Below are 19545 nucleotides of genomic sequence, written 5' to 3' on the forward strand. Positions count from 1 at the left end.
AGGTTTACAGATACAAAAAAAGCACCCTAAGGTGCTTTTTAAAAACGTGGTAGTTATCTTATTTAGAAGATAAAGCACCGAAACGTTTTTTGAACTTGTCAATACGACCGCCAGTATCAACAACGCGTTGAGTACCAGTGTAGAATGGGTGACAAGCTGAACAAATATCTAAAGTTAACTCTTCTTTACCAAGCGTAGAACCAACTTTAATAACGTTACCACATGAACAAGTAGCAGTAACTAATTTGTATTCTGGGTGAATTTCTTTTCTCATTGGGAAAACCTCTATTTAGGCCGTGTCGCTGCTCAGCTTGAATGAATTATTTCACTCAACAAAGTACCACACGTATTTTCATTAAATTTCAGGTTGCGGATTGTATAGTAATGGATAATAAAAGTACAACTTAAAATAACCAAAAATAACAACTTTATTCCCAGCATTAAAAAAGCTTAATGACATTCATTATTTTCTTATTATTATCATGCAGATACAAAACCATCAAGCCCTTAGGAGAGTACATGGTAGGTATAAACGAGAAGCATAGATTATAGGTATAAAAATAAAATGTAGATAAGTATAAATTGATTAATTTAGAATACTTAAACAGAACCCTTCTCGTAAACAGGTTACAATGTTTAATCCTAATTATGTATTCACTTAAAACAGATCTTCTATGACTCAATTAATAATTTGCAGAGTGGCACTGGCAATTCCTTTACATAAGCAATTTGATTACTTACTTCCAGCCTACCTCTACCCAGAGGACCTCACCTCATTAATTGGCAGTCGTGTGATAGTACCTTTCGGTGGTGGTCATCGGAAACAAGTGGGCGTGATCACTGCGACACCTGCGCAATCTGACTTTGCTATCGAAAAATTAAAATCCATCTCACAGTTATTGGATCAACAAGCACTATTAAGTGATAGCTTATATAAGTTATTAAATTGGGCAGCAGTCTATTATCAGCACCCTTTTGGCGATGTATTCCAACAAGCAATCCCTACTTTATTACGCAAAGGAAAACCCGCCACCTTTAAAGCGCAAGAATATTGGAAATTGAAACAAGCTAATAGTGATATTAGCCAGCTAACAAGAGCAAAAAAGCAATATCAAGCCGCACAACTATTACAAGTATCAGCACTCAGTTATGACCAATTAAAAGAGAACAATGTCAGCCGAGCGACATTAAATAGCCTACAAGAAAAGCAACTGGTCACACGATATGAAGAAATCCCTGCCAGCAATATTGAGTGGGCAGAATCATTACGAGAGCTACAGCAAAAACCTCAGTTAAGCACTGAACAAGCGATTGCGATCACCAGTGTGACGCAACAATTAAACCAATTTAAATGCTATTTGTTAGAAGGGATCACTGGCAGTGGCAAAACAGAAGTTTACCTTAATATATTGAAAGCGGTCTTAGAAAAAGGTCAACAAGCATTAATTATTGTGCCAGAAATTGGCTTAACACCACAGACCATTAAACGCTTCAAAGCGCGCTTTAATGTCCCCATCTATTTGAAACATTCCGCATTAAACGAACAGCAACAACTAGAAACTTGGCTGCACGCTAAGCAAGGTAGTGCTGCGATTGTGATTGGGACTCGAAGTGCCATTTTTAGTGATTTTAAAAACCTTGGGTTAATTATTTTAGATGAAGAACATGATGCCTCTTTTAAACAACAAGATAGCTTTCGTTATCACGCTCGAGATTTTGCGATCAAACGCGCCTCTCAAGAAAATATTCCTATTCTACTCGGGTCGGCGACTCCTGCTTTTGAATCACTTAATAATGCGTTATCAGGGCGTTACCACCATCTGTTTTTGACACATCGCGCAGGCAATGCAACTCCACCTAGAAATGATTTGATTAATCTGACCGGTTTACCGCTTAAATCAGGGTTATCACCACAATTAATCGAACTGATGCAGCAACATCTTGATAAAAACAATCAAGTTATTTTATTTTTAAATCGCCGTGGTTACGCTCCTGTTTTAATGTGTCATGAATGTGGGTGGTTGGCAAAATGTGAGCGGTGTGATGCTTTTTACACTTATCATAAAAGTGCAAACTATCTACATTGTCATCACTGTATGGCGACACATCCAGTACCCGAACAATGCCATGATTGTGGCTCTACCAATTTGCACTCTACCGGTGTAGGGACAGAGCAACTGGAAGAAACATTAACGCAGTTATTTCCAGATCATAAAACAGTAAGAATTGATCGCGATAATACGCGTAAAAAAGATAGCTTTAACGAATATCTCAACGATATTAACAGTGGGAAATATAAAATATTACTGGGTACTCAAATGCTGGCCAAAGGACATCATTTTCCAGATGTTACGTTAGTGGCATTGGTAGATGTCGATGGAGCTCTGTTTAGTAATGATTTTAGGGCGAGTGAAAGGCTGGGCCAGTTATTTACGCAAGTAGCAGGTCGAGCAGGCCGAGCAGAAAAAAAAGGGCAAGTCGTATTACAAACTTTTCACCCTGAACATAACCTATTACAAGAGTTAGTGAATAATGGTTATGGTGATTTTTCTCGCAGCGCTTTACAAGAACGAAAAATGGCACAGTTACCGCCATTTTCATATCAAGCGTTGATCAGAGCTGAATCATTAAATGCAACACAGGCAGAGAACTTTTTAACGCTCTGTAAACAAACATTGAATCAGATTGCATTGAATAATAAGGTCAGTGACCGTTTGCTGATATTAGGTCCGATAGCTGCGTCAATGGAAAGGCGTGCAGGAAAGTATCGTTTTCAATTACTGATACAAAGTGAACAAAGAGTTTTGGTGACTAAAACATTAAATATTGCATTAGCCCATTTTGAAAAAATACCCGAGGGGCGAAAGGTACGTTGGTCAATTGATGTTGATCCGATTGATTTTATTTAAGCCAAGTATCTATTTATATCAAGAGCTACCATTATTGTATTGGTAATGTGAAGACTCCTCATTGGCACATTAATACACGATGTTATAGAGATTACTTTCAATAATTCTGATCTGCATTGATCATTTAACTAGCAGCTGCTGCACTTATCTCGTCTACGCTCGTCGGCTTAGTTTAGTGCTTAAGAGGACTCTTTCTTCAGCAATTTTAAGCGTCACTTTAAGCTTATTACCTCATGATGGCCTTTCCTGAACATTATGAGGTAACAGTAAACACCAGACTTCCCATGTTAACCATTTACATTATAAACGATGGGCGTCTGATACATCTTTAAGCTGCTTTAACTTCACTAATAATTTATTAATCTCTTTATTATTTTGCACCTCTAAAGACAGGTCAATAATAGCGGTTAATGTTTTAGTGTTAGTTTGGCTGTGTACACCCAATAAATTTACCTTTTCATTGGATAGTACCGTGGTGATATCTTTTAACAACCCGTTTCTATCGTCTGCAATTAAGCGCAGCGTTAGCGTATAGCCTGATGACTGTGAATCGCCCCAATTGGCACTAATAATACGCTCTGGATGCGCTTCTTCTAGGTCAGCTAATTGCTCACAGTTACTTTTGTGAATAGAAATACCACGCCCTTGCGTTATATAACCGACAATTTCCTCGCCAGGTACAGGTTGGCAACACCTTGCAATGTTATGCATTAAGTTACCCACACCATCAATAATGATATCTTTGCCGGTATTTTTAGGGGTAACTTGTGTCTTGCGGTTTTGTAACTCTAATAACGCGGCAGCATCTTGTTGCTCTAGGGTTTTTTGATGATAAAAGCCATCTAAAAAATGTACCAATTGATTAATACGTAAATCACCATTACCAATACCCGCATAAATATCATCAGCAGTACCCACGTTAAAGCGTGAGATCGCAGGTGTGATATCGGCCAGCTTTAAATTGATCTTAACCAATTCAACTTCTAACAACTCACGTCCTGCAATGATATTTTTATCTCGATCCTGCTTTCTAAACCAAGTCGCTACTTTATGGCGAGCACGTGGCGCGTTAATATAACCAAGCTGTGGATTTAACCAATCTCTACTTGGATTCGCTTCTTTTTGAGTAAGAATTTCAACTTGGTCACCGGTTTTTAATTGGTAAGTAAATGGAACAATGTGATTTGCAATTTTCGCACCGATACAACGATGTCCAATCTGACTGTGAATATAATAAGCGAAATCGAGTGGCGTCGAGCCCGCAGGCATATCAATCACTTCACCTTTTGGTGTAAATACGTACACACGGTCATCAAAGACCTGACTTCGAATTTCCTCAACTAAATCATCACCGTCACTCATATCCTCTTGCCATGCTAAGAGTTTACGCAACCAGGCTATTTTTTCTTCGTAATTACTTGCTGATTTCCCACCAGCACTGCCTTCTTTATATTTCCAATGCGCAGCAACCCCCATTTCAGAGTCTTCATGCATTTGTTGAGTACGTATTTGTACCTCAACAGGCTTACCACTATCGCCTAAAACAACCGTATGGATAGATTGGTAACCATTAGGCTTAGGGTTAGCAATATAATCGTCAAATTCACGAGGGATATGTCGCCATTTAGTATGAATAGCGCCTAATGCCGCATAACAATCCTGCAGTTTATCCACCACAACTCGTACAGCCCTTACATCGTATAATTCATCAAACTTAAGGTCTTTTTTCTGCATTTTTCGGTAAATACTGTAGATATGCTTAGGTCGCCCATAAGCAGTCCCCGTTATGTTCATCTCTTGTAATGAAGATTTAACGGTTTCAACAAAATCTTGAATATAGTTTTCACGGTCGATACGTTTTTCATCAAGCTGTTTAGCAATATTTTTATAGGTTTCAGCTTGTAGGTAACGGAAAGAGAGATCTTCAAGCTCCCATTTCAACTGCCCTATTCCTAAACGGTTCGCTAAAGGAGCGTAAATAGTTGATATTTCGTGAGCAAGTTGTACTTTTGTTTCTTCATCAGCAATTTTAACCTGGCGCAAATAACAAATACGTTCAGCAAGTTTAATCACTACTGCACGAACATCTTCTACCATCGCTAATAACATATGACGCAAGTTATCAACTTGAGACTCAGCACTTTTTTTGCCACCTCTATCTTGTAAAGCGCGGATACCTTCCATTTCCATCGCACCCTTTGCTAATTTGGCAATGCGCTTTGGCCACAATTCATCCACTTTTTCAGTGCTTAAAACATCTTGAGCTAGTAGAGGAAAGATTAATGCTGCATTTAAAGTATCCATGTCCATGTTTAGAGTGACCAATATTTCAACCATTTCACAGCCAAGCTGCAAAGCAACGATTTGCTGTTCAGAGTCACATAATTCACTGACTTTATTGTAATTATCAAATAAATTATTTTGATCTTGTTTACTTAAACCAAAGGTTGTCACCCATTTCTCAGGGTCATTTAATGCACTTTGGTAAAAGTGTGTATCACGAACTGAAACCATCTAATACTCCAAAAAATCAACTGTATCTTTCGATTACAAGCAACCAATGAATAGCTAAAACACTGTTAACATGTTCCTTGAAAACTGAGACTTTAAATACTAATTTTAATGCGGCCTCAGTAGAATCTAATAATACTAAAACATACTCAATGATAAAGAGACTGAATCTTGTGCTCTCATTTGATTCAAAACTTTATTACCCTGTAAATATTACTTATTTTTGATAAATAATGCCATCGATTCGACATGTGCAGTTTGTGGGAACATATCGATTAAGCCTAATTTATCGAGTTTATAGCCCTGATCTAAAAGCAACTGGCTATCCCTCGCTAAAGTCACCGGATCACAGGAAACATAGACAATATGCGTAGGTTTTTTATTGGCGACAAACTCCATGCATTCCGCAGCACCTGCTCGCGCAGGATCTAACAATACTTTGTTATAATCTTGCTTTGACCATTGTGCATTTAACGCGTTCAGGTCACTTAAGTCAGCTTGATAAAATTGCGCATTATTTATTTGGCAATGTTTGGCGTTATCGGTGGCACGGTCAACCATTTTTTGAATACCTTCCACTCCAACCACTTGTTTAGCAATTTTTGCAATAGGTAGCGTGAAGTTACCCAACCCACAAAATAAATCCAATACCTGATCAGTTTCTTTTAATGCAAGCCAATTCATTGCTTGCTTGACCATTTTTTCGTTAACCACGGCATTTACTTGCAGAAAATCATCAACGTTAAATCCAAACTGGCAATCTTGCTCTGGTAATGAGTAACATAATTGTTGCTCAGTCGTTAAGCATGTGATTGTAGTTGGGCTGCTTTGAGCATAAAACTGTAATTGATGTTGTTCAGAGAAAGCGACAATCAATTGTACATCTTGTTCAGAAAGCGGTTTAAGATGGCGCAATAAAACCGCCACCGTATTTTCTGCTTCTACTAACTCAACATGGCCAAGCGCCGCTTTACCTTGTAATTGATTTAACAGGGCTTTAATGGGTAAAATTAATTGCGACAATGCAGGTTTTAATACCGGACAAATTTGTTGATTAATCAGTTCACTACTTTTCGAACGACGAAACCCCATTTGTACTTTTTTAGTTTTTTTATCAAAGAGCACACCAAAACGCGCACAACGGCGATAGGCCCAGGCATCCGATTGCAAAGTTTCTTCTAATTGTTCTGGTTTATGTTTAGCAAAACGTTCAAATAAGCTTAATACACCTTGCTGTTTTATCTCTATCTGAGCATTTTGCTCAATATGTTGTAAGTGACAACCGCCACATTCTTGATAGTGTTCACAATGCGGGTTTATACGCAGTTCACTGGCTTTATGTATGTTGAGAATAGTCGCTTTTTTATAACGCTTTTTATCTTCCTCAATGGAAACATCTAATACTTCCCCGATCAATCCACCTGCTACAAACAGAGGTTTGTTTTGATGAAATAACATGCCTCGACCTTGATGATCGAGTTTATCAATCTGACAATGTTTAATTACTTTGTTATTTTGCTTGTTTGTGCGCGATGCTTTGAAGAACTGGGCCATAAATATTTCACAGGTGAAGTAAGCTATGCCATGATAGCGATTACGTTTATCGGTACACTATTGTCACATAAAACATGCAAGCATTCATTACTCCATTGAAATTAGACTTTATCCTATGACTAAATACGGCCTACGCGCACAAGTTATTGCTTATACCATCCTTCCTACTGTATTGATTGGAGGGTTATTAGCCGGTTACTTTTCATTTCATCGCTTTCAACAAGCCGATGAGTTCTTAATTAATCGCGCTCTTAATATTGCAGATGCATTATCGATTGCCAGTGAATATGGAATGCAAGATGAAACAAGAACTATTTTACGCCGTTTAATTGGTGCGACACACCGTAAAAATAGCCCCATGATCAAGAGCATTGCGATATTTACCGCTGACAATGAATTGTTTGTGATCAGTAATTATCACCGAGATTATAAACAATTGAGGTTAGCCGTCGATGAACCTATTCCAGATTTACCGCAGATCAGCACTATCGGTAACAATATTATTATTCATAGTCCCATTATTGATGAAACCAACTTTTTAGAGTACCAATTAACCTTTGATCAACCCCGCAAAGTGGTCGGCTATGTGGCATTAGAGATAAATCGAGACCAAGTTGAATTATTACTATATCGCGATGCTGCAATCTCCCTGCTGGTAGTATTAATGGGCATATTAGGTAGTGTTTATTTAGCCTTCAGACAAGCAAAGCGCATTACCGCCCCTATTTCAGAAATGGCCTCCGTCGTTGAAAAAATTAGTCTTGGACGTTTAAACTCACGTGTAGAAGGTGAGTACACTGGCGAAATTAGTCTATTGCAACACGGTATCAATGAAATGGCAGTGGCCATGTCTAAACATCACGAAGAGATGCAAGAAAGTATTGATTTAGCCACCAGTGAGTTGCGAGAAACGCTAGATCAAATGGAAGTACAAAATATTGAACTAGATATTACCCGTAAAGAAGCACAACAAGCAGCGTCAGTAAAATCTGAATTCTTGGCCAATATGAGCCATGAATTACGTACTCCACTTAATGGAGTGATTGGATTTGCAAGGCAATTACTGAAAACACAACTTACTAATAACCAAGTTGATTACTTACAAACGATTGAACGCTCCGCAGGTAATTTACTTAATATCATTAATGACATTTTAGACTTTTCTAAACTAGAAGCAGGCAAGTTAGACCTCGAAAACATTCCCTTTGATATTCGTGATTGCATTAACGAAACGATGCATCTCTTGGCACAAAGTGCACATGAAAAAAATATTGAACTAAGTATGTATATTGATAGCAATGTACCGCAAGAGTTAATCGGCGACGCAATGCGTTTACAACAAGTGTTAACCAATTTAATAGGTAATGCCGTCAAGTTTACTGAACAAGGTAATATTGACGTTAATATTCAACGTATTGAGGAAGACTGCAGTAAAGAGAACAACATCAAGCTAAAATTTGTTATCTCTGATACGGGGATCGGTATTTCTAAGGAGCAACAAGTACAACTCTTTAAAGCCTTTGGACAGGCAGATAGTAGTATCACTCGTCAATATGGTGGTACCGGTTTAGGATTAGTGATCACACAAAAGCTAGTTCGCCAAATGAAAGGCCATATCGATCTTACGTCCGCACCTGATCAAGGGTCAGTTTTCTGGTTTGTTATTGAAATAGAAAAGAATACAAGAGCCTCATTGGAATCTTTACCATTGACTAGATTATCAAACCGCAGTGTATTAGCCTATGAATCGAATGAATATGCGGCAAGGGCTTGTACACAGTTACTAACGCAATGGAAAACAAACGCCACCCTTACTGAGACCGATCTGCAATGGAAAAAAGCACTCAATAAATGCTATGACAGCGTTGTCATCGGGCACAGCAATAACCAAGATATACGTCCATTATTAAATCATATAGAACAAGCGAAGCAATATACTGACAATATTATAGTGTTACTCAATTCCAGTGATCCCAGTGTATATGAACAATTAATGAATACCGGTATCACCCATTGCTTAAGTAAACCGATTAATCATAAAAACTTTGCCAATGCTTTAGTGTCTAATGAAACGACGCCCACCACATTGCAAGTTTCAGCGCCATTGCAGCGTAAAGACATCAACGTGATGGCCGTTGATGACAACCGAGCCAATTTAAAACTCATTTCAGCGATGCTAAGCGATCGCGTTAATCGAGTCACTACCTGTCATAATGGACGAGAAGCCGTAGAACAAGCACAGAAAATACCTTTTGACATTATCTTCATGGATATCCAGATGCCAATTTTAGATGGTGTTAGTGCCTGTGCAGAAATCAAAAAGAACTCTTTAAATCAAGAAAGTCCGATTATTGCCGTCACAGCACATGTTTTACCAGGTGAAAAAGAACAGCTGCTACAAAAAGGTATGGATGATTGTTTAGCTAAACCAATTGATGAATTGGCTTTACAGGTAATTATTAATAAGTGGGCGCCGAATGCTAAAGTTATTGATCCTTTATCGGATCAAGAAACATCACCAACACCTCCTCCAACATTGCCTATTATAGAAAAAAAATCATTTGATTGGACACTTGCATTACAGCAATCAGCTGGAAAAACTGATTTAGCCAAAGAGATGTTAAGTATGTTATTGAATGAGTTTGCAGACATCAGAAACGCCGCAAACCTAATTATTGAAGAAGAAGGCGACCATGAGCAGTTTGTTACCATCATTCATAAATTTCATGGCGGTTGTAGCTATAGTGGCGTACCCAAATTAAAGAATATTGCTGGGTTAATCGAAAAAGAGCTTAAGCAAGGGGTTAAAGCACATCATTTAGAACCTGAATTATTAGAGCTACTAGACGAACTTGATAACGTTGAAAAAGAAGCGCAGGCCTATTTAAAATAAGATCAACATAATAGATAAACAATCACATCTGTTATTTGTGAGTATAGTGTGCATAGAGTGCATAGTATTTCATTGATAAAGGCAGCTTGCAGCGTTTTTGTTACAGCCTCGTAAGTTAAGAAAATGACCGTTTAAATCTAAACGGTCATTTTTCTTTATTACACCTTTGCCCTATTAACATAGTTTAGCTTTACCACAATAGTTTAGCTTTACCACATAGTGTTAACGTATCGGTAAACCACTCACTATCGCTAGATTTATAGCAAAAGTGAGAAGTCTAAGCTCCTCTATTGGCTATCAAGCAAAACTATTAATTAACAGCCTTATTTCGCCGTTTCAGGCTTCTCATATTTGTCATATTTATCGTACTGACTACTTTCGTGCCTATGGTTATCATTAAAAAGCATTTTATGATCGTCTTTATTAAGATGTAGTTGACGAGTAGGGAAAGCAAACTCAGCATCATGCTGTATCACAATATCTGCAACCTTTAATAATACATCCTGCTTAACCTCATGGAATAAAACCCAATTCGTTGTTTTAGTAAACGTATAGATAAAGAAGTCTAGAGACGAGTTATTAAATAAATCAAAGTTAACAATCAATGTTTGAGATTGATCTATATCGGGATGATTTTCCAACATTTCTCTAACCGATTTAATGATCTCTTCGATTTGTTTAATATCTTTATAACGTAGGCCAAAGTTCTCTTTAATGCGTCGATTAGTCATACGTGATGGGTTCTCTACAACAATCGTAGTGAATAGACTATTTGGCACATAAATAGGACGTTTATCAAAAGTGCGAATACGCGTTACACGCCAACCGATTTCCTCTACTGTCCCTTCAATAGATTTATCTGGGCTACGTATCCAATCACCAACTTTAAAGGGTTTATCCATATAAACCATGGTCGCACCAAATAGGTTTGATAATAAATCTTTGGCTGCCATACCAACTATTAATCCACCCATTCCACCAAATGCGAGCACACCAGAAATACTGACCCCTAAGGTTTGAATAATAGATAATGTGATAATAGTAATAATGGAAAGTTTTGCTAATTTAGCCAATGCAGTCACTGTGGTTGTATCTTTTGCATCATCAGCAACGTAGGTATGTTCTGCTTTATAGACTAAGCGCCAGAATATCCACCCCACTATAAAGAGAATTGCCACCTTTTGCACCACAGGTAAGTAGTCAGAGATAACCAATTCTTCACTTTCGGCAACGACCCTTAATGACATAGAGGTGCCCATTAACAAAATCACCCAATTAATGGGTTTATTCACCCCATAAAAAACAATATCGTCCCAATTATTTGAAGTTTTAGAAATTACATTTTCAGTTCTTTTTGCAAAGTAACGCCAAATTAGTTGCAATATCATTGTAAGACATAACATAAAAGCAAAGTTAGCAACCCAGTTACCAATATTTAATGAAAGTAACCAAGTACTTACATAGACTTCAGCCTGTTCAATCATATGACTCCTTAAAAGAAAAAACATTATTATAAATGGTGGTGATAAGGGGATAAAAAATAAGCCCTGATACGACCCTTGATGCCTTGCAATGCACAGTTAACAAAAGAAAACTCACCTTGAGACTCAATTCTGTCTAGATATTAATTAACCAGATATTAAATAGCCAGATATTAATACCTCAATAGAATAACATCTAGGAGCGATGAGCATATTAGTCTGCTTGTCTCAAGAACAGTTCAGATTACTTTTTATGTAAATATAGCTGCGCATAAGGAATATCAATTTCGGCACTATATAGCGCATTTTTAATGCTTTCAGTTAAAGCAAAACGAACAGACCAATAGTCAGCAGATTTCACCCAAGGACGTACCACTAAGTTAACACTTGAACTAGCAAGCTCAGAGACCGCAACTTGTAAGCCTGGCTCTTTTAATACCTTCTCATTTGCTAGTACTGTTGTTTCCAGTAACTGTTTCACCTGTTTCAAATCGGCCTGATAACTAACGCGGATGATTAAATCGATACGACGTTCAGGTTTGCGCGAAACATTGACGATATTGCCTTTCAAAATAGCTGAGTTTGGTACAAAAATAAGTTTATTATCCCCAGTTCTTAATACACAATTAAAAAGCTGAATAGATTCAACTGTACCTGCAGTACCAGCAGCTTCAATAAAATTTCCTGCAGTGAAAGGCCTAAGCACCACTAACAGCACACCAGCAGCAAAATTAGATAATGAACCTTTAAGTGCTAAGCCGATTGCTAAACTAGCGGCACCAATGATCGCGACCAAAGATGCAGTTTGAACACCTAAATGCCCTAAGGCAGCAATCCATGTAATAATAATTAATGCGTAATAGGTAATTGCGGACAGAAAATCTACGATGGTCATGTCTATTGCTTTGCTTTTTAACCTTTTTGCTAAAAAAACTGACAACCCTCGCGCTATTTTCACCCCCACAATAATAATTAATATTGCGATGACAATATTAGAAATATAACTTATAAACAATTGATGGTGCTCGCTAAACCAGTTAATACTTTGTTCAATAAAGCTAGTTTCTGATTTTAACGAGCCTATCATTGGTTGCTCTTGTAGTGACATGATAACTCCTAAAATGTCATTTGATAACCCAGTAAACACTTACTTCATTAATACTGATAACTATATTAGAAACAACAGCCGAATGACTTTTTTCAAATAGATACTCAACAAAAATGAATGCGCTCAAAGCTATAAATGAAAACCGAAGGTAATGTTATGGATAAGGTAAATAAGGTAAATAAGGTAAATAAGGTAAATAATAGGGTAGGTTTATTGTTACAAAAACAAAAATGACCAATAACCTAGCTTTAATAGCAGACTATTGGTCATTCAATTAATCAGTTAATTAAGTGATTAAGTGATTAATTATTATTCGTTAACATACACGATGTTTGGATGATCATCCCACTCGTCATCATCATCGTCGTCAATATGCACAGCACCTTCAACAGCGTCAATGGCTGCTTTATGGTAATCATCCCATTGGAATTCAACTTGCTGACGCTCTTCTTCTGGTGTGAATTCTGTAGGTAACTCTTCAAGGTAAGCAACCAACTCTTTACACACGTCATGAGTACCCGTCTTAGAGATAGCAGCTACTTTATAAACAGGTCCATCCCACTGTAACGCGTCTTTAACACGTTGCATCACTTCTTCGGCTTCATCTTCTAATAACAAATCAGTTTTATTAAAGATTAACCAACGTGGCTTTTCTGCTAGTTTAGGGCTGTGTTTTTTTAGCTCTTCTAAGATAACTAAGGCATTCTCAGCCGGATCACTTGCATCAGCCGGTAACAAGTCAATCATGTGTAATAACACACGACAGCGCTCCAGATGACGTAAGAAACGTGTACCTAAACCTGCACCGTCAGAAGCACCTTCAATTAATCCAGGAATATCAGCAATAACAAAACTATTACCATGTCCCATACTCACCACACCTAGGTTAGGTATTAACGTAGTAAATGGATAATCAGCTACTTTAGGTTTTGCAGCAGAAACACTTCGAATAAATGTCGATTTACCGGCATTAGGTAGACCTAGCATGCCTACATCGGCAAGTAATAATAACTCTAATAATAAGTTACGTACTTCACCAGCTGTCCCTTCTGTCTTTTGACGAGGCGCACGGTTAGTAGACGTTTTAAAACGTGCATTACCTAAGCCATGAAAACCGCCTTTAGCGACCATTAGCTTTTGACCATTTTTAGTTAAGTCACCAACAATCTCACCAGTATCATCATCACGACAACGTGTACCGACCGGCACTTTGATGATTTTATCTTTACCACGAGAACCCGTACAGTCAGAAACTTGACCATTTTCACCACGTTCTGCGTTATAAAAACGAACAAAACGGAAATCAATTAAAGTATTTAGGTTTTCATCAGCTTCAAGGTAAACATCACCACCGTCACCACCGTCGCCGCCATTAGGGCCGCCACGAGGAATATATTTTTCAGTACGAAAGCCGACTACACCGTTGCCACCGTCTCCAGCATCAACTTTTATTCTTGCTTCATCAACAAACTTCATTACAACCTCCAAAAAACATATTCGCTACTTAAGTAACGATGATTATACCCATTTCTATTGATCATAGATCACATTTTTTATTTTCAATAGAAATAGATAGACAAAAAAAAACCTCGCATTTGCGAGGCTTTTTAAAATTTGCTTCGAAAAAACTATTCAGCAACAATGCTCACGAATGAACGTAAAGGCATGCCTTTCTTTTCGAATTTAACAGTACCAGTCGCTTTAGCGAATAGTGTGTGGTCTTTACCTAGGCCAACATTTAGACCAGCGTGGAATTTAGTACCACGTTGACGAACTAAAATATTACCAGCTAAAACAGATTCGCCACCAAAACGTTTAACGCCTAGACGTTTACTTTCTGAGTCGCGACCGTTATTAGTACTACCACCAGCTTTTTTATGTGCCATTTTTAATAACTCCTAATTAAGCGTTAATCGCAGTAATTTTAATTTCAGTAAACCACTGACGATGGCCAGCTTGTTTACGCGAATGTTTACGACGGCGGAATTTAACGATTTTAACTTTTTTACCACGACCGTGAGCTACTACTTCTGCAGTAACTTTACTTCCTTCAACGTATGGAACACCAACTTTAACGTCTTCAGCACTTGCTACTAATAGAACTTTATCAAATTCTACAGTTGCACCAGCTTCAACATCAAGTTTTTCCAAACGAAGAGTTTGTTCAACAGCAACACGGTGTTGCTTGCCACCACTCTGGATAACAGCGTACATGTTTCTTACTCCGTTCAGGCATCTCGTGTTGTTTTATTTCAAACATAACATCGAGAGCGCACTAATTAATCACAATGGACGCGGATTCTACAGAGACATTCGCCCTTTGGCAATCAGTTTTGGCTAAAAAATTACAATTAGTTTATTGCTAAATTTACACGCTCAAAAAAAGCCCAAAAAACCATCAAAAATCAGCAAAATAAAACATTAAAAATCAATTAAATAGTCGTTAAGCATGTCGATCACTAATAAATTACGCTTAAGCCTTTGTTAATCGCCATCGGGTGTTGAGATATGTTCAATAAACGGCAATAATACACGCACTATTTTCAAGACATCCAATGGGACTTTTTACGCATGGATATTAAACAAATTCAGCAGCTTTCTTCAACAAGTATGACTCAGGTGAATCAATTGATTACTGAACAGTTAAGCTCTGATGTTGCGTTAATTAATCAACTCGGCTTCTATATCATTAATAGTGGTGGTAAACGTATTCGCCCACTTATTACTGTATTAGCGGCACAAGCGATTAATGTCTATTCTCCTAACATTACAAAGTTAGCGGCTATTATTGAATTCATCCATACTGCGACGTTATTACACGATGATGTTGTTGATGAGTCAGACCTTCGCCGCGGCGAGAAAACAGCCAACGCTTTATTTGGTAATGCAGCAAGCGTACTCGTCGGGGACTTTCTATATAGCCGTTCTTTTGAAATGATGACAGAGCTTGAGAACTTTAAAGTCATGAATGTTTTAGCCAGCGCGACCAATGTCATTGCTGAAGGAGAAGTATTGCAATTAATGAATTGTAATAATCCCGATACCACTGAAAAAACCTACATGGATGTGATCTACTTTAAAACTGCAAAACTATTCGAAGCGGCTACGCAATTAGTTGCCGTATTAGGCCAACAACCTCAAGCGATAGAAGATGCGTTACTTAATTACGGGACTTACTTAGGCACAGCTTTCCAATTAACTGATGATGTCATGGATTATGCGTCTGATGCGCAGGAGATGGGTAAAAATACAGGTGATGACCTAGCAGAAGGCAAACCAACTCTACCACTACTGTACGCAATGCAACACGGTACAGAAGCTCAAAGAGCTTTGATTAGAGAAGCAATTGAAAAAGCCAATGGTATGCAACACTTTGATTTAATCATGCAAGCACTGAATGAAACGAAGGCACTTGAATATACAAAACAACGTGCAATGCAAGAAGCGGATAAAGCCATTGATGCAATTGCTATCTTACCTGAAAGCGAATATAAACAAGCGTTGATCAGCCTTGCACATATAGCTGCAAACCGAGTTAGTTGATACTGATTAACATAAATAGTGTGTAGATAATATTTAAGTTAACTTCGTCCACGATGCAATAATAAGATAAGTACTGTAATTATCACCCCAACCGCAGTAAAAAAATTGCTACGAGAGATATCTCCCGTAGCAACCTCTTATAAACTTGATCTAAACTTCTCTTATACTTCCTCCAACAACACTAAACTTTCGAAAGGACGTAACGTGATCTCTTTACTTAACAAACTATTTATTACTCGCCCATTACTGTCCACTTGTTCGGATTCGCTATAGTTAGCAATAATAACCTTTGTATTTTCCAAACAAAGTGAATCGGGCAAAGCATAAGACACTTGCTCTGAGGAGAAATTATTAATGCATAATAGTTTTTGTTCAGGGGTTGTGCGCTGATAACAGAATAGCAGTTCATGCTCCGGACAAAGATCCTGATAATCCCCCCAACAAATAACATCTAACTGTTTACGTAATATCAATAATTTTTGGTAATGATAAAAGACCGAATTTTGATCTAGCAGAGCAGCTTCAACATTAATTTCAAGATAATTACTCGCCACTTCTAACCACGGCTGCACATCACTAAATCCAGCTTGCTCTTTTTTATTCCATTGCATAGGTGTGCGTGAGTTGTCACGTGATTTATTAGCTAAAATAGCCATCACTTGTTGTTCAGTTTTCCCCTGTTCAAGCATGATTCGATGCATATTAATGCTCTCAAGGTCACGATACTGGCTAATTGATTGATACCCTGGGTTGGTCATCGCAATCTCTTCACCTTGGTAGATATAAGGTGTTCCCTGCAGCATATGTAAGGCACTGGCTAGCATTTTAGCCGATTGCACACGATATTGTTTATCATCACCAAATCGACTAACAATACGCGGCTGATCGTGATTACACCAAAAAAGAGCAGACCACCCCTTATTATGCATTCCCTGTTGCCAGTAATTAAATATTTGTTTTAATTGCAACAAGTCTAACGGTGCATTGGTCCACTTATCACCATCCTTATAGTCTGTTTTAAGATGATGAAAGTTAAATACCATGGACAGTTCAGTTGCATCGGTTGCAGAATATTGTTGGCAATGCGCAAGGCTAGTTGAAGACATTTCTCCGACGGTAACCGAACCATACTTATTAAAGACAGACTCACTTAATCGCTGCAGATATTCATGCGCACGCGGCCCATCGGTATAAAATTTTCTGCCATCGCTTTCATCCTCGGGAAAAGAGGGTTGCTTAGAAATTAAATTAATCACATCTAAACGAAATCCATCGACACCTTTTTCAGCCCAAAAGCTAATAATATTCTCAACTTCTGCACGTACTTTTGGATTTTCCCAATTCAAGTCTGCTTGCTGTTCAGCAAATAAATGCAAATAATATTGACCACTTTTTTGATCAAACTTCCACGCATTACCGCCAAACTTAGATTGCCAATTATTAGGCTCGGCACCCATTTTTGGATCTTGCCAAATATAGTAATCACGGTAAGGACTGTTTTTATCTGCGAGTGCAGACTGAAACCATTGATGCTCAGTAGAAGTATGATTGACCACTATATCAAGAATAATACGGATCCCTTTTTGGTGAGCAGTAGACAGCAGCATATCAAAATCTGCCATATCACCAAAATCAGGATTAATATTGTAATAATCGGAAATATCGTAGCCATTATCAATCATTGGAGAACAATAAATAGGTGTTAACCAAATAGCATCAACGCCTAAAGTCTGTAAATAATCTAATTTACTAATGATACCTTGAATATCGCCTGTTCCTTTGCCGCCACTATCGCAAAAACTTTTAGGATAGATTTGATAAATAGTCGCTTTACGCCACCACTCGTTGTGTAAATTTTTCATAGAGTACTCGTTAAGTGAATGAAAAAATCATCCACTATTATTTGAAATTGCTAATTATTTAAAGAAAAAAGCTAAAGTTGAAGATCAAATCAACCTAAAGAAGAACTATTAAGACACCGCCGCCGCTTCTTCTTGCCCTTCAAGCTTATGGTTTTTCTCAGCTCTTTTATAAAGCACGATGGTTAATATAATTGGCACAATAATGGCCGCTAACATAGCGACAAAGAACACCATCCAGAACTGTGGTTGTATAGACAAAATGCCAGGTAAACCGCCCACACCGATACCGTTAGCCATCACACCCGCACTACCACATATTCCAGCAGCAACCGCAGCACCGATCATCGCGCTCAACATTGGAAATTTATATTTAATATTAATCCCGTACATCGCAGGCTCAGTTACTCCAAGAAAAGCAGAAATAGCAGCAGGTACTGAAATCTCACGTTCATTAGCCTTTTTACTCACCCAAATAATGCCAACAACGGCTGAAGCTTGAGCAATGTTAGATAGTGCAATAAGCGGCCAAATTGGCGTACCACCCATGTCTTGCATTAACTGCAAGTCCACCGCATTAGTGGTGTGATGGATACCAGTGATCACTAAAGGCGCATAGAAGAAAGCAAAAATCATTGAACCTATTACCGCAAAGTCGCCAGTCATCGCTATTTTGGCGGCATAACCAACATAATTACCAATTTCACGGCCGATAGGGCCTATGATTGAATGCGCAAGAATAACCGCGACCAACAAAGAGATAAAAGGCACCACCACAAGATATAAATACGCTGGAATAATACGTTTAAGGTTAACTTCAATATAAGCTAATGCCATCCCTGCAAATATAGCGGGTATGACTTGCGCTTGATAACCCACTTTTTCTATTACAAAGAAACCAAAGTCCCATACATCTGGGACTTGAGACCCAATATTGTAAGCATTCATTAATTGCGGAGAGACCAGTGTAATACCTAAAACGATTCCTAAAACCGGTGTTCCACCTAGCTTTTTAACCGTTGCCCAACACACAGCAACCGGTAGAAAGTGGAAAATAGCTTCGCCTATTATCCATAAAAAAGAATGTACTGCAGCCCAGAAAGTGCTTATTTCTACTAAGGTTTTCCCATCAAACATACGAATATCACCGATGATATTCCTGAAACCTAAAATTAAACCACCGGTAATAATAGCGGGTAATAAAGGAACAAAAATCTCAGCCATATGCGAGATACTTCGCTCTAACAGGCTCATATTTTGACGAGCAGCGACTTTGCTCTGCTCTTTAGTATCACCACTGTGGCCAATGAGTTTATTTAAAACTTTATAAACATCATCAACTTCTGTCCCGATCACAACCTGAAATTGCCCTGCATTAGTAAAACAACCTTTTACCATTTTTAAGCTTTCAATTTTTTTAATATCCGCAGCATCATTGTTATTTAAAACAAAACGAAGCCTTGTAAGACAGTGACTAACACTAGCGATATTTTCTTTTCCACCTATATACTCAATCAAGGAGGCGATATCTTGTTCTTTAATTTTACTCATAATGATGTCCATTTTAGTAATTAACCACGCAAAATGGGAGCGCTCCCATTAACTGGTCAAATGATAACCAATGAAGAAGATAAATAAAATAAGAGCCGACTTAGAATGTGGTTATGATCACGAAACAAATGGGAAC

The 19545-nt window shown here is 37.9% G+C and carries 13 protein-coding genes; 3 read left to right on the forward strand and 10 right to left on the reverse strand.

Features of this window, described 5'->3' with window-relative positions:
• Positions 1 to 58 precede the first annotated feature (58 nt).
• Positions 59 to 274 carry a 50S ribosomal protein L31 gene (gene rpmE, locus MT390_RS09285; protein ID WP_025563502.1) on the reverse strand — a complete coding sequence of 72 codons (216 nt, stop codon included), beginning with the start codon at positions 272 to 274 and terminating at the stop codon, positions 59 to 61.
• 400 nt (positions 275 to 674) lie between these two features.
• Between rpmE and priA the strand changes: the two genes are divergently transcribed.
• Entirely contained in the window at positions 675 to 2909 is a 2235-nt protein-coding gene (gene priA, locus MT390_RS09290; RefSeq protein ID WP_499440784.1) for a primosomal protein N', read from the forward strand.
• A 300-nt stretch (positions 2910 to 3209) separates the two neighbouring features.
• On the opposite strand, the gene relA is transcribed toward priA, so the two are convergent.
• Positions 3210 to 5423: a GTP diphosphokinase gene (gene relA / locus MT390_RS09295; protein WP_499440785.1), complete on the reverse strand. Its 2214-nt coding sequence runs from the start codon at positions 5421 to 5423 to the stop codon at positions 3210 to 3212.
• Between the two features lie 210 nt (positions 5424 to 5633).
• Complete coding sequence (gene rlmD / locus MT390_RS09300; RefSeq protein WP_499440787.1) at positions 5634 to 6974, reverse strand: 23S rRNA (uracil(1939)-C(5))-methyltransferase RlmD; 1341 nt, start codon at positions 6972 to 6974, stop codon at positions 5634 to 5636.
• A gap of 115 nt (positions 6975 to 7089) precedes the next feature.
• Here rlmD and barA point away from each other — a divergent pair, with 115 nt between their 5' ends.
• The gene (gene barA, locus MT390_RS09305; protein WP_499440788.1) at positions 7090 to 9867 is read left to right on the forward strand and encodes a two-component sensor histidine kinase BarA; all 2778 of its coding nucleotides are present in this window, start codon (positions 7090 to 7092) and stop codon (positions 9865 to 9867) included.
• A 323-nt stretch (positions 9868 to 10190) separates the two neighbouring features.
• On the opposite strand, the gene MT390_RS09310 is transcribed toward barA, so the two are convergent.
• The 5 genes from MT390_RS09310 to rplU all read right to left on the reverse strand — a co-directional run bounded on the left by MT390_RS09310 (position 10191) and on the right by rplU (position 14670).
• A complete protein-coding gene (locus MT390_RS09310) occupies positions 10191 to 11351 on the reverse strand; it encodes a mechanosensitive ion channel family protein (protein WP_499440789.1) in 1161 nt (386 codons plus the stop codon).
• A 241-nt stretch (positions 11352 to 11592) separates the two neighbouring features.
• On the reverse strand, positions 11593 to 12456 hold the full coding sequence (locus tag MT390_RS09315) for a mechanosensitive ion channel domain-containing protein (protein ID WP_499440791.1): 864 nt from the start codon (positions 12454 to 12456) through the stop codon (positions 11593 to 11595).
• 309 nt (positions 12457 to 12765) lie between these two features.
• Positions 12766 to 13932, reverse strand: a complete 1167-nt coding sequence (gene cgtA / locus MT390_RS09320; protein WP_166372357.1) for an Obg family GTPase CgtA — start codon at positions 13930 to 13932, stop codon at positions 12766 to 12768.
• A gap of 152 nt (positions 13933 to 14084) precedes the next feature.
• Positions 14085 to 14342 (reverse strand): 50S ribosomal protein L27, encoded by a 258-nt coding sequence (rpmA, locus tag MT390_RS09325; protein ID WP_025563510.1) that lies wholly within the window; start codon positions 14340 to 14342, stop codon positions 14085 to 14087.
• A gap of 16 nt (positions 14343 to 14358) precedes the next feature.
• On the reverse strand, positions 14359 to 14670 hold the full coding sequence (rplU, locus tag MT390_RS09330) for a 50S ribosomal protein L21 (RefSeq protein WP_025563511.1): 312 nt from the start codon (positions 14668 to 14670) through the stop codon (positions 14359 to 14361).
• 357 nt (positions 14671 to 15027) lie between these two features.
• Here rplU and ispB point away from each other — a divergent pair, with 357 nt between their 5' ends.
• Positions 15028 to 15999 carry an octaprenyl diphosphate synthase gene (ispB, locus tag MT390_RS09335; RefSeq protein WP_499440794.1) on the forward strand — a complete coding sequence of 324 codons (972 nt, stop codon included), beginning with the start codon at positions 15028 to 15030 and terminating at the stop codon, positions 15997 to 15999.
• A gap of 161 nt (positions 16000 to 16160) precedes the next feature.
• On the opposite strand, the gene treC is transcribed toward ispB, so the two are convergent.
• A complete protein-coding gene (treC, locus tag MT390_RS09340; RefSeq protein ID WP_499440796.1) occupies positions 16161 to 17861 on the reverse strand; it encodes an alpha,alpha-phosphotrehalase in 1701 nt (566 codons plus the stop codon).
• Positions 17862 to 17969: 108 nt separating this feature from the next.
• Complete coding sequence (gene treB, locus MT390_RS09345) at positions 17970 to 19409, reverse strand: PTS trehalose transporter subunit IIBC (RefSeq protein WP_299661528.1); 1440 nt, start codon at positions 19407 to 19409, stop codon at positions 17970 to 17972.
• Between the last annotated feature and the right edge of the window lie 136 nt (positions 19410 to 19545).

The organism is Vibrio sp. 2-Bac 85 (assembly GCF_037546705.1).
In the GTDB taxonomy this organism is placed as follows: Bacteria; Pseudomonadota; Gammaproteobacteria; order Enterobacterales; family Psychromonadaceae; genus Psychromonas.

What these genes read in the sequence shown, in the direction of transcription:
- rpmE (WP_025563502.1), bottom strand. Translation starts at nt 274, where the DNA reads ATGAGAAAAGAAATTCACCCAGAATACAAATTAGTTACTGCTACTTGT.
- priA (WP_499440784.1), top strand. Translation starts at nt 675, where the DNA reads ATGACTCAATTAATAATTTGCAGAGTGGCACTGGCAATTCCTTTACAT.
- relA (WP_499440785.1), bottom strand. Translation starts at nt 5,423, where the DNA reads ATGGTTTCAGTTCGTGATACACACTTTTACCAAAGTGCATTAAATGAC.
- rlmD (WP_499440787.1), bottom strand. Translation starts at nt 6,974, where the DNA reads ATGGCCCAGTTCTTCAAAGCATCGCGCACAAACAAGCAAAATAACAAA.
- barA (WP_499440788.1), top strand. Translation starts at nt 7,090, where the DNA reads ATGACTAAATACGGCCTACGCGCACAAGTTATTGCTTATACCATCCTT.
- MT390_RS09310 (WP_499440789.1), bottom strand. Translation starts at nt 11,351, where the DNA reads ATGATTGAACAGGCTGAAGTCTATGTAAGTACTTGGTTACTTTCATTA.
- MT390_RS09315 (WP_499440791.1), bottom strand. Translation starts at nt 12,456, where the DNA reads ATGTCACTACAAGAGCAACCAATGATAGGCTCGTTAAAATCAGAAACT.
- cgtA (WP_166372357.1), bottom strand. Translation starts at nt 13,932, where the DNA reads ATGAAGTTTGTTGATGAAGCAAGAATAAAAGTTGATGCTGGAGACGGT.
- rpmA (WP_025563510.1), bottom strand. Translation starts at nt 14,342, where the DNA reads ATGGCACATAAAAAAGCTGGTGGTAGTACTAATAACGGTCGCGACTCA.
- rplU (WP_025563511.1), bottom strand. Translation starts at nt 14,670, where the DNA reads ATGTACGCTGTTATCCAGAGTGGTGGCAAGCAACACCGTGTTGCTGTT.
- ispB (WP_499440794.1), top strand. Translation starts at nt 15,028, where the DNA reads ATGGATATTAAACAAATTCAGCAGCTTTCTTCAACAAGTATGACTCAG.
- treC (WP_499440796.1), bottom strand. Translation starts at nt 17,861, where the DNA reads ATGAAAAATTTACACAACGAGTGGTGGCGTAAAGCGACTATTTATCAA.
- treB (WP_299661528.1), bottom strand. Translation starts at nt 19,409, where the DNA reads ATGAGTAAAATTAAAGAACAAGATATCGCCTCCTTGATTGAGTATATA.